The following is a 10,930-nucleotide window of genomic DNA, read 5'->3' as shown; positions in this document are numbered from 1 at the left end:
TCAAGAAGAAAAGCGGGATCCCGGATCAAGTCCGGGATGACGAAGCTGTAATGGCCGCCTTCCACCCAAAGCCGCTATTGAACCTTGAGTTTAATGGGCTGCATAATCCACTTTCAGTTACCGTTCATCCCGATGAAGGCACCCGTCATTAGCGATGCAGCATCATCCCCTGCCCCGGTTCGGTCCCGCATGCCGGGCCATCCGCGCATGAGCGCCCGCTGGCTTCGCGTGGCCGCCATGGCCGTGGCTGCGCTTGCCCTGCTGGCGCGCCCGGCGGCAGCGCAGCAAATCCTGCGCGATGCGGAAACCGAAGCCTTCATGGCCGATATGTCCGCGCCGCTGGTCAAGGCGGCGGGCATGGAACCGCGCAATGTCCAGGTGCTGCTCATCAACGACCCCGACATCAACGCCTTCGTCGCGGGCGGCCAATATGTCTGGGTGCATAGCGGACTGATCGCGGCGGCCGACAATGTGAACCAGGTGCAGGGCGTGGTCGCGCACGAACTCGGCCATATCGAGGGTGGCCATGTCATCCGCTATGGCGAGGGGATGAAGGAGGCAACCGGCATCACCCTGCTCAGCCTGGTGCTCGGCGCGGCGGCGATCGCGGCGGGCGGCGCTGAGGCCGGCATGGGCATCCTTGGCATGGGGCAACAGGCGGCGATGGGCAAATTCCTTGCCTTTTCGCGGACGCAGGAAAGTTCGGCTGACCTTGCGGGCGCGCGTTATCTCAGCAAGGCGGGGATTTCGGGCAAGGGCAGCCTGGAATTCTTCAAGAAGCTGCAAAATCAGGAATATCGCCTCGCCATCCCGCAGGACGACAGCTATGGTCGCACCCATCCGCTGTCGGGCGAGCGGATCAATGTGCTGCGCGAGGTCTATACGGTCGATCCGGCCTGGGACAAGCCGATGGACCCGAAGCTGGAAGCGCGGTTCGAGCGGATCAAGGCAAAGCTGGTGGGCTTTGTCTCCGAACCCAATCAGACCCTGATCAAATATCCCGAAAGCGACCAGTCGATCCCGGCCCATTATGCGCGGGCCTATGCCTGGCATAAGAGCGCCTATCCGGACAAGGCGCTGGGCGAGGTCGACGCGCTGTTGAAGGCGGCCCCGCATGACCCCTATTTTCTGGAGCTGAAGGGGCAGGTGCTGCTGGAAAGCGGCAAACCCGCGAACGCCATCCCGCCGCTGCGCGAGGCGGTGCAGCTGACCAGCCAGCCGCTGATCGCGACGCTGCTGGGTCATGCGCTGATCGCGACGGAGGATGACGCGAACTTCGCCGAGGCGGAGAAGGTGTTGCGGGGCGCGATTGCGCGGGACCGGGAAAATCCCTTCGCCTGGTATCAATTGGGCGTCGTCTACGAGCATCGCGGCGACATTCCCCGCGCGGCGCTGGCGACGGCGGAGCGCTATTCGATGATGGGCGACGACCAGATGGCGCTGCGCAGCGCCGACGCGGCGATGCAGGGATTGAAGCCGGGCACGGTTGACTATCTGCGGGCACAGGATATCGCCATGGTTTCCCGTGCCGCCGTCGAGCAGAAGCGAAAGAAAAAATGACCGAAAATTCGCAACCCGGCTTTCGCGCGGCGCTTTCCAACAGGACCATATTGATGACCCTTGGCGTTTTCGCCTTCATTGCCGCGACCGCGACGGGCGCCGCGCTGGGCACCCAGAGCACGGGCCGCGTCAATGCCAGCGACAAGGCCGCGATCGAGCAGATCGTTCGCGACTATATTCTCGAGCATCCCGAGATCATTCCGCAGGCGGTCGAGAAATTGCAGGCCAAGCGCATGGCGGGCTCGATCGATGCCAGCCGCCAGACCATCGAAACGCCCTATGCCGGGGCCTGGGAAGGCGCGGCCAGGGGCGATGTGACGGTGGTCGAGTTTTTCGATTATGCCTGTGGCTATTGCCGGGCGTCGCTGCCTGATCTGGCGAAGCTGGTGGGTGAAGACAAGGGAATCAGGATCGTCTATCGCGAGCTGCCGATCCTGTCCGATGCGAGCATCGATGCCGCGAAGGTGTCGCTACTGGCGGCGGAGAAGAACCAGTATATGCCCTATCACCGGGCGCTCTATGCGGCGGGCAAGGTGACCCGTGAGACGATCCTTGCCGCTGCGGCGAAGGTCGGGATCGATGCGAAGACGGCACAAGCAGCCATTGCGGACGGCAAATATAATGCGGAGATCCAGTCGAATATCGGGCTTGCGCAGAAATTGCAGGCGAGCGGCACGCCGACTTTCGTGATCGGGAATCAGGTGCTGAACGGCGCGGTGGGTTATGATGCATTGAAGGCGGCTGTGGGGGCTGCGCGGGGGAAATAGGCGGGGATTGGGTGGATGGCGGACAGGCCGCTTAGCTGCACGTTCCTTGAAGCGCACCGTGTTCCTGCGCAGGCAGGAACCCAGCCCAGCCCTCACTTCGTCCTGGCAACATCCGAACTGGGCTCCTGCCTGCGCAGGAGCACGTCGCGCTCAATGTCCACAAATGGCCAAAACCTGACATTCCGTTCAATCATCTTCAAAACCATGATCCCACCCCCTCCTCCGCCATTGACTCAGGGCTGCCTTTTGCCTATCGGACGCCCCCTGACATGCGGCCGCCACCCAGCGGCCCTTTTTTGTCACGCCCGATTCTTTTAGTTTTTGAGGAATGAACGATGAAGCGCACCTATCAGCCGAGCAATCTGGTTCGGAAGCGCCGTCACGGTTTCCGCGCTCGCATGGCGACCCCCGGCGGCCGCAATGTGATCCGTGCCCGCCGTTCGCGCGGCCGCAAGAGCCTGAGCGCCTGAACGACGCGCCGCTGAGCAGCGCGCCTGCCGTCATGGGCAAGCGCGCCGATTTTCTGGCGGCGAATAGTGGACGGCGCGCGCCCATGCCGGGATTTGTCCTGCTGGTGCGCGAACGTGGCGACGGCGATCCGGCGATGCGCTATGGCATCACGGTCACGAAAAAGATTGGCGGCGCTGTCATTCGCAACCGGATGAAGCGCCGTTTTCGCGTTCTGGCGCGCGAGTTGCTGCCGATGCGTGGCGTACCGGGCGCGGACCATGTGCTGATCGGACGGTCCGAAGGGATCGAGCGGGATTTCGCCCTGCTTCGGGCTGAGATGGAGAAGGCGCTGGGCAAGGTGATGAGCCGGCCTATGGGTGAAGCGCCACGCAAGAAGGGGCGAACTTCTGCCCCAAAGGATAAGGCGCTCCTGCGACCTGAAGGGCGGCGCAAGCCAACGCAGGAGTCCAGTTCGGACGGAGCGACAGAAGGCAACGGCGGAACTGGGTTCCTGCCTTCGCAGGAACACGGAGCAACCAAACCGTGATCTCCCGCATCCTCATTCTGGTCGCGCGCTTCTGGCAGCTTGGCCCTTCGCGCATATTGCCCCCAACCTGCCGCTATGCCCCGTCCTGTTCCGAATATGCGATTCAGGCGATCCGCAAATATGGTGCGGTGAAGGGTAGCTGGCTAGCCACGAAGCGGCTAATGCGATGCCACCCCTGGGGCGGTTCGGGCTACGACCCGGTCCCCTGACTTAAGTTTTCACAAGATACGGCGGAGCCGACAAGCGTGGACGACAAGAAGAATATTGTTCTGGCGGTGGTGCTGACCGCGGCGATCCTGTTCGGCTGGCCCTATGTCGCCAAGCATTTCTTCCCCGCCGCCAATCCGCCGGCGACGAAGATAGAGGGCGGCAAGACCACCCCCCTCACCCCGTCCGGTTCCGCGCCCGCCGCTGAAGGCGCCGCCGCGATCCGCGACCTTGCACTGGTGCTGAAGGACAGCCCGCGCGTGCCGATCCGCACGCCCAAGATCACCGGCTCGATCAACCTGAAGGGCGCGCGCATCGATGACATCGTGCTGCCGACCTACAAGGAAACCATCGCCAAGGATTCGCCCGCGATCCGCCTTTACAGCCCCAGCGGCACGAAGGACGCTTATTTCGCGGGCTTCGGCTGGCAGGGCGAGGGGCTGAAGACGCCCGACAACAATGCGGTGTGGACCGCTTCGGCCAAGGAACTGACCCCAACCAGCCCCGTCACGCTGACGTGGAACAACGGCGCGGGCCAGACCTTCGAAATTCGCTATTCGATCGACGAAAATTACATGATCACCGCGCAGCAGAAGGTGTCGAACAGCGGCGCCGGCGCGGTGGGCGTGAAAAGCTATGGCTATGTCAGCCGGGCGCACCCTTCGGCCGATCCCGACACATGGACCATCCATGTGGGGCCCATGGGCGTGTTCAATGGCGCGGCCAATTATGACGTGAATTACAAGGATCTGGCCAAGGGTCCGGCAAGCCAGAGTTTCCAGTCGACCGGGGGCTGGATCGGCTTCACCGACAAATACTGGCTCTCCGCGCTGGTGCCCGACCAGAAGGCCGCCTTCACCGGCCAGATGCGCAAGGGTGACGGCACGCAATATCAGACCGACGTTGCGCTGGCGCCCATGATGCTGGCACCGGGCAAGGCGGTGACGCAGACCAACCGGCTGTTCGTCGGCGCCAAGGAAGTGAAGACGCTGCAAGCCTATGAACGCGCGGGCATTCCGCTGTTCGACCGGGCGATCGACTGGGGCTGGTTCTACTGGTTCGAACAGCCGATCTTCGCGCTGCTGCACTGGCTGTTCACGGTCATCGGCAATTTCGGCGTGGCCATCATCTGCCTGACCTTCGTGGTGCGCGGCCTGATGTTCCCCGTTGCCCAGCGCCAGTTCGCCAGCATGGCCGCGATGCGCGCGGTGCAGCCCAAGATGAAGGCGTTGCAGGAAAAGCACAAGGACGACAAGCAGAAGCTCCAGCAGGAGATGATGGAGCTGTACAAGCGCGAGAAGGTCAACCCGCTCGCCGGCTGCCTGCCGATCTTCATCCAGATTCCGATCTTCTTCGCGCTGTACAAGGTGTTGCAGCTGACGATCGAAATGCGCCACCAGCCCTTCGTGCTGTGGATCAGGGACCTTTCCGCGCCTGATCCGCTGCATATCGTCAATCTCTTCGGCCTGCTGCCGTTCACCCCGCCCGCTTTCCTGGGGATCGGCCTGCTGGCGCTGCTGCTGGGCATATCCATGTACTTCCAGTTCAAGCTGAACCCGGCGCAGATGGACCCGATGCAGCAGCAGGTGTTCGCGATCATGCCGTGGATGATGATGTTCATCATGGCGCCCTTCGCGGCGGGCCTGCTGGTCTACTGGATCACCAACAACTGCCTGTCGATGTTGCAGCAGTGGTTCCTCTACAAGCGCCACCCGCAGCTGAACGCGGCAACGGCGAAATAAGGCAGAGTTGGTGACCGAACAGGAACAGGCTGAACTGATCGAGGAAGCGCGCAAGGTCTTTGCCGGGCCGATCGTCTTCCTCAAATCCGCGCCCGACCTTAAATTCCTGCCCGACATGGCGGTGAACGAGGTGGCGTTCGCGGGGCGATCCAATGTCGGCAAATCATCGCTGCTGAATGCGCTGACCAACCGCAACGGGCTGGCGCGCACGTCCAACACGCCGGGGCGGACGCAGGAGCTGAATTTCTTTGACGTCGGCGATCCGCTGCGGTTTCGCCTCGTCGACATGCCCGGCTATGGCTATGCGCGCGCGCCCAAGGATATGGTGCGCAAATGGCGCTTCCTGGTGAACGACTATCTGCGCGGGCGGGCGAAGCTGAAGCGCACGCTGGTGCTGATCGATAGCCGCCATGGCATCAAGGATGTTGACACCGATATTCTCGACATGCTGGACGCGGCAGCGGTCAGCTATCGCATCGTGCTGACCAAGGCGGACAAGGTGAAGGCGAGCCATCTGGCCGAGGTGAAGCAGGCCGTTGTCGAGGCGATCCGCAAGCGGCCCGCCGCGCATCCCGATATCATCGCCACGTCGAGCGAAAAGGGCATGGGGCTTCCCGAACTGCGCGCCGCCGTGCTGGAAAGCGTGACACAGGGATAAGACAGCATGGCCGACGACGATTATGTCTATGACGAAGCCAGCGGCGAATGGATCAGCGCCGCCGAGGCGGCAGCCAGAGCCGGCGCCGCCGACATCGTCGAGGTCCGCGATGCGGTCGGCAATCTGCTGGCTGATGGCGATCAGGTCACGCTGATCAAGGATCTGGTCGTCAAGGGCGCAGGCCAGACGCTCAAGCGGGGGACGCTGATCAAGTCGATCCGACTGACCGGCGATCCGCAGGAAATCGACTGCCGCCATGATGGCATCAAGGGGCTGGTGCTGCGCGCGGAGTTCGTGCGGAAGCGCTGAACGACCTCAAAACAGGTCATATTGTCCGCTGCCCTTCAAGCGCCATGTCGCCAGCGTTTCATGATGGGTGCGGCCGACATGGCTGCACACCAGCATGAACCGGTCGACATGCCAGCTGAAGCCTTCGACCCGGCGATGTTCGGGGCGCCCTTTCCGATAAAACAGCGTCTGATGCGGGCTGAAGCTCCAGCCGGGGCGCAGCATCACCCCCGCCCCTTTCATGCCGGACACGATCCGCTGCTGAAGCGCGGTCAGCAATGGCACGCCGCGCGATGGGCGCAGGGCCGCTGAACGGTTGCCGATGCTGAGCTGATCCAGCCGGAGGTCGAAGGGTTCGGCCATCACGCCTGTACCGGCTCGCAGCAGCGCCTTGATGACGGCATAGGGATAATCGACATGATCGCAGGTGATCGCCAGCGTCACATGCTGATGATCCACGGCTATGCGCGGGGCGCCGGCGGCGATGGTTTCCGCGAAATGATCGGTCTGGCGCGCGACCAGCAGCGCAGGTTTCAGCGCGAAGAACAGGCGGAAAAGGGCCTGCGTGGAACGGGTTTCCATAGGGGTTCTCCCAGGCGAATCGGCTATATGTTCACCATATGTTCTTTTTCCCGCAAAGGCGAATCCGCTGGAGCCGCCCGGAATTTCATGCGTTTGTGCCTGATTGAAGACAAGGAGAGTGGACGATGATGCAATTGACGCGCGCCACCCTGGCGGAGAAAATGAAGGACATCGATTTCGCGATGCTTTCCACCCATACGGACGGCGGCCAGATCGGCGCCCGGCCGATGAGCAACAATCGGGACGTCGCCTATGGCGGCGACAGCTATTATTTCGCCACGGAGGACACGCTGATGGTCAAGGATATCGAGCGCGATCCGCGGGTCGGCCTCTCCTTCCAGGGGCGAACCGGCCTGCTCAGACAGAATCCGTTGTTCATCGCGGTCGAGGGCCATGCCGACCTCATCCGCGACCGGGACGAATTCCAGGCCCACTGGAACAGCGATTTGCAGGGCTGGTTCGAGGAAGGTCCGGACACGCCGGGACTTGTCATGATAAAAGTGCATGCGCAGCGCGCCCATGTCTGGGATGGCGAGAATGAGGCTGAACTGGAGCTTGGATGATATTGGAGGGGGCGGCGCGCGAAAGCCGGGGACGGCGAATCGCGCGGGGCATATTGGCGGTGGCTTATAGCCTGGCCGGGATGGCGCATCTGGCGCGGCCCGGCGGGTTCGTGGCGATCACGCCCGATTGGGTGCCGACGCCGGAATTGGTGGTCGGGCTGACGGGCGTGGCGGAGATTGCCGGAGCGGTCGGGTTGATGATCGCGCCGCTGCGCAGGGCGGCCGGGGTTGGGCTGGCGCTCTATGCGTTCTGCGTCTGGCCGGCGAATTTCCATCATGCGCTGAACGATATTCCGCTCAACGGGGTGCATTTCGGGTGGTGGTATCACGGACCGAGACTGGCGTTGCAGCCGGTGATCATCTGGTGGGCGCTTTGGGCCAGTGGAATGACGGACTGGCCCTTCAGGGGACGCGGCGGACGGACCAACTGAATGCCCGCTTCGCGTGCCGCTCCCTCGCCATGCCCGGCATGGGCGTGGGTCGCGAACTTGTCTTTCCGCGACGGGGGCTTAGGGTGCGGCTGATCGCAAGCCCATGATCAGAGAGAGTGATGGCCCGGCATATTCCCTGGATATTGATTGCGCTTGCGGGCGCGGTGGCGCTGTCAGTGGTGGCCGTTTCGCGCGGCGAGGCGGTGAACGCGCTGTGGATCGTGGTGGCGGCGCTCAGCAGCTTCCTGGTCGCCTATCGCTATTATGCGCTCTATATCGCGCGCCATGTCATGCGGCTGGACCCGTCGCGGCCGACCCCGGCGATCCGGCGGGCCGATGGGCTGGATTATGTCTCGACCGACCGGACAGTGCTGTTCGGCCATCATTTCGCGGCGATTGCGGGGGCCGGGCCGCTGGTCGGGCCGGTGCTGGCGGCGCAGATGGGCTATCTGCCGGGCACGCTGTGGATCATCGCGGGCGTGGTGCTGGCCGGGGCGGTGCAGGACTTCATGGTCCTGTTCATCTCCATGCGGCGCGACGGCAAGTCGCTGGGCGAACTGATCCGCATGGAAATGGGGCAGGTCGCGGGCACCATCGCGCTGTTCGGGGCCTTCATGATCATGGTCATCATCCTCGCCGTGCTGGCGCTGATCGTGGTGAAGGCGCTGGCCGAAAGTCCCTGGGGCATGTTCACCGTGGCGGCGACGGTGCCGCTGGCGATGGTGATGGGCGCCTATACGCGCTGGATCAGGCCGGGGCGGATCGGCGAGGTTTCGCTGCTGGGGCTGGTCGGGCTGCTGGCGGCGATCGTCTATGGGCAGAGCATATCGCTGTCGCCGGTCTGGGGGCCGATCTTCACCTTCACGCCGGTGCAGCTGTGCTGGATATTGATCGGCTATGGCGCGGTGGCGTCGGTGCTGCCGGTGTGGCTGCTGCTGGCGCCGCGCGACTATCTGTCGACCTTCCTCAAGATCGGAGCGATCGCCGCGCTGGCCATCGGCATCATCATCATGGCGCCGCCCTTGAAGATGCATGCCGTGACCCAGTATGTGAACGGCAATGGGCCGGTCTGGGCGGGGGGGCTGTTCCCCTTCCTGTTCATCACCATCGCCTGCGGGGCGGTGTCGGGATTCCATGCGCTGATCGCCAGCGGCACCACGCCCAAGCTGATCGCCAGCGAAGCCCATGCGCCGATGATCGGCTATGGCGCGATGCTGATGGAGGCGTTCGTGGCGATCATGGCGCTGGTGGGCGCGTCGATCCTTGATCCGGGCGTCTATTTCACCATGAACAGCCCGGCGGCGGTGATCGGCAAGGATGCGGCGAGCGCGGCGGCGGCGGTCACGGCCATGGGTTTCCCGATTTCGCCCGACCTCATCCTCCAGACCGCGAAGGATGTTGGCGAGCATAGCATCATCTCCCGCGCGGGGGGCGCGCCGACGCTGGCGGTGGCGATGGCGGAGATATTCTCCCATGTCGTGGGCGGACCGTCGATGAAGGCCTTCTGGTATCATTTCGCGATCTTGTTCGAGGCGCTGTTCATCCTGACCGCGGTGGATGCGGGGACGCGCGCGGGGCGCTTCATGTTGCAGGACCTGATCGCGCTGGTGGTGCCGGGCTTCAAGGAAAGCAGGAGCATGGCGCCGGGCATCGTCGCCACGGCGCTGACGGTCGCGGCGTGGGGCTTCTTCCTCTATCAGGGGGTTACCGATCCACTGGGCGGCGTGAACACGCTCTGGCCGGTGTTCGGCATTTCCAACCAGATGCTGGCCGCGATTGCGCTGATGCTGGCGACGGCGGTGCTGTTCCGGATGAAGCAGGACCGCTTTGCCTGGGTGACGCTGGCGCCGACAGCCTGGCTGCTGATCTGCACCTTGTCGGCCGGGTTCCTCAAGCTGTTTTCAGCCGATGCGAAGGTCGGCTTTCTGGCCCATGCGGCGAAGTTCGGCGCGGCGGCGCAGGCGGGCAAGGTGATGGCCCCCGCCAAGTCCATGGCGGAGATGCGGCAGATCATCTTCAACGACTATGTCGATGCCGGGCTGGTCGCGATCTTCCTGTTTGTGGTGTTGGCCGTGCTGGTCTTCGCCATCCGTACCTGTCTTGCCGCGCGGAAGGTCGTGGCCCCCACGGCGCGGGAAATCCCGGCTCAGCTGGTCCCGGCGGAATGAGCCTCTTCCTCCACCGGCTGCGCCAGATCGCCCGCATGATGGTCGGCGTGCCCGACTATGACGCCTATCTGCGGCACATGCGGGAGCATCATTCCGACCGCGCGCCGATGGATCGGACCGCCTTCTTCCGCGAACGGCAGGAGGCGCGATACGGGGGGAAAAATGGGGGGAAATGCTGCTAGGGAGGCGCGGACGATGCCATCTGTCTCGAAATCACGCTAAACCAGCCGTCGCCCGGTCCACACCACGCGGCCGACGATCACGACCAGGGCGGGATCGATATCGATCCAGTCGGGATAATGGACATTATCGCTAATGACGGAAAACAGCCCTCTCCGTGGTCCCAGGGCAATCCGCTTCACCATCAGCACACCATCGAGCCGCAGCACATAGACGCCGTCGCGCAACCGCGCCGCGTCATCCTCATGATCGACCATGATCTCGTCGCCGTCATTCAACGTCGGCGCCATGGATTCGCCATCGACGCGGATGATCGACACCTTTTGCGGCCGCACGCCCAGATGGCGCAGCCAGTTGGCGTCGAAGGCCATGACCCCCGCCGTTCGCTCATCCTCGTCCAGCGAACCCGGGCCGGCTGATGCGCCCAGGGACAGGCGGGGCACGGTGACGACGGCGGGAAGCGAGCGCATCTTCACCGGCGGCGCCGATCGCGCGGCCGGGCCGCCCAGCACCTCCTCCGCCACGCCGAAATAACGGGCCAGGACGCGGCGATCCTCCTCATCCAGCTTGCGAGGGGTGCCGCGCTTGATGAACTGCTGGATATAGGCGGGGTTGCGGTTCAGCAGGCGGGAAAGATCGGCATAATTCTCCCCCCGTTCGGCAATCAGCCGTTCCAGCACGATGCGCGGATCTTCTCCATTACCGACCATGATTCATCCATAATGATAGGAATTTTCCTAGACAAGTAGGAAATAGGGCAACAGATAGGAAATCACCTACGGATTCG

General features: G+C 63.5%; 13 protein-coding genes and 1 pseudogene. 12 read left to right on the top strand and 2 right to left on the bottom strand.

The window, feature by feature from the left end; translation table 11 throughout:
• Window positions 1–207: 207 nt before the first annotated feature.
• The 8 genes and pseudogenes from RUH75_RS17150 to RUH75_RS17115 all read left to right on the top strand — a co-directional run bounded on the left by RUH75_RS17150 (window position 208) and on the right by RUH75_RS17115 (window position 6,240).
• Window positions 208–1,560 carry a M48 family metalloprotease gene (locus RUH75_RS17150; protein ID WP_313808274.1) on the top strand — a complete coding sequence of 451 codons (1,353 nt, stop codon included), beginning with the start codon at window positions 208–210 and terminating at the stop codon, window positions 1,558–1,560.
• Window positions 1,557–2,327 carry a DsbA family protein gene (locus tag RUH75_RS17145; protein WP_313808272.1) on the top strand — a complete coding sequence of 257 codons (771 nt, stop codon included), beginning with the start codon at window positions 1,557–1,559 and terminating at the stop codon, window positions 2,325–2,327. The genes RUH75_RS17150 and RUH75_RS17145 overlap by 4 nt, the downstream gene beginning before the upstream one ends.
• A 335-nt stretch (window positions 2,328–2,662) precedes the next feature.
• On the top strand, window positions 2,663–2,797 hold the full coding sequence (gene rpmH, locus RUH75_RS17140; RefSeq protein WP_013848777.1) for a 50S ribosomal protein L34: 135 nt from the start codon (window positions 2,663–2,665) through the stop codon (window positions 2,795–2,797).
• 32 nt (window positions 2,798–2,829) lie between these two features.
• Window positions 2,830–3,204 (top strand): annotated as a pseudogene (rnpA, locus tag RUH75_RS17135) (ribonuclease P protein component); the annotation flags it as partial.
• Between the two features lie 116 nt (window positions 3,205–3,320).
• Entirely contained in the window at window positions 3,321–3,533 is a 213-nt protein-coding gene (gene yidD / locus RUH75_RS17130) for a membrane protein insertion efficiency factor YidD (RefSeq protein ID WP_313808263.1), read from the top strand.
• A gap of 36 nt (window positions 3,534–3,569) precedes the next feature.
• Entirely contained in the window at window positions 3,570–5,273 is a 1,704-nt protein-coding gene (yidC, locus tag RUH75_RS17125) for a membrane protein insertase YidC (protein WP_313808261.1), read from the top strand.
• Window positions 5,274–5,283: 10 nt separating this feature from the next.
• Window positions 5,284–5,931: a ribosome biogenesis GTP-binding protein YihA/YsxC gene (yihA, locus tag RUH75_RS17120; protein ID WP_313808259.1), complete on the top strand. Its 648-nt coding sequence runs from the start codon at window positions 5,284–5,286 to the stop codon at window positions 5,929–5,931.
• A 6-nt stretch (window positions 5,932–5,937) separates the two neighbouring features.
• Window positions 5,938–6,240, top strand: a complete 303-nt coding sequence (locus RUH75_RS17115; protein ID WP_313808257.1) for an alkylphosphonate utilization protein — start codon at window positions 5,938–5,940, stop codon at window positions 6,238–6,240.
• A 6-nt stretch (window positions 6,241–6,246) separates the two neighbouring features.
• Here the strand turns inward: RUH75_RS17115 and RUH75_RS17110 are convergent, their stop codons facing one another.
• Window positions 6,247–6,801, bottom strand: coding sequence for a 2'-5' RNA ligase family protein (locus tag RUH75_RS17110; protein WP_313808255.1), 555 nt, complete (start codon window positions 6,799–6,801; stop codon window positions 6,247–6,249).
• Between the two features lie 125 nt (window positions 6,802–6,926).
• Here RUH75_RS17110 and RUH75_RS17105 point away from each other — a divergent pair, with 125 nt between their 5' ends.
• The 4 genes from RUH75_RS17105 (at window position 6,927) to RUH75_RS17090 (ending at window position 10,145) form a co-directional block, all read left to right on the top strand.
• The gene (locus tag RUH75_RS17105; protein ID WP_313808253.1) at window positions 6,927–7,364 is read left to right on the top strand and encodes a pyridoxamine 5'-phosphate oxidase family protein; all 438 of its coding nucleotides are present in this window, start codon (window positions 6,927–6,929) and stop codon (window positions 7,362–7,364) included.
• Complete coding sequence (locus RUH75_RS17100; RefSeq protein WP_313808251.1) at window positions 7,361–7,795, top strand: DoxX family protein; 435 nt, start codon at window positions 7,361–7,363, stop codon at window positions 7,793–7,795. Before RUH75_RS17105 ends, RUH75_RS17100 begins: the two co-directional genes overlap by 4 nt.
• Before the next feature lie 119 nt (window positions 7,796–7,914).
• A complete protein-coding gene (locus RUH75_RS17095) occupies window positions 7,915–9,963 on the top strand; it encodes a carbon starvation CstA family protein (protein ID WP_313808249.1) in 2,049 nt (682 codons plus the stop codon).
• Entirely contained in the window at window positions 9,960–10,145 is a 186-nt protein-coding gene (locus RUH75_RS17090) for a YbdD/YjiX family protein (RefSeq protein WP_313808247.1), read from the top strand. Before RUH75_RS17095 ends, RUH75_RS17090 begins: the two co-directional genes overlap by 4 nt.
• A 36-nt stretch (window positions 10,146–10,181) precedes the next feature.
• On the opposite strand, the gene RUH75_RS17085 is transcribed toward RUH75_RS17090, so the two are convergent.
• Entirely contained in the window at window positions 10,182–10,853 is a 672-nt protein-coding gene (locus RUH75_RS17085) for a S24 family peptidase (RefSeq protein ID WP_313808245.1), read from the bottom strand.
• Window positions 10,854–10,930 lie beyond the last annotated feature (77 nt).

It is taken from the genome of Sphingobium sp. (assembly GCF_032153725.1).
Taxonomy (GTDB): Bacteria; Pseudomonadota; Alphaproteobacteria; order Sphingomonadales; family Sphingomonadaceae; genus Sphingobium.
The sequence above is the reverse complement of the archived record's forward strand: the minus strand, read 5'-3'. Positions and strand labels throughout refer to the sequence as shown.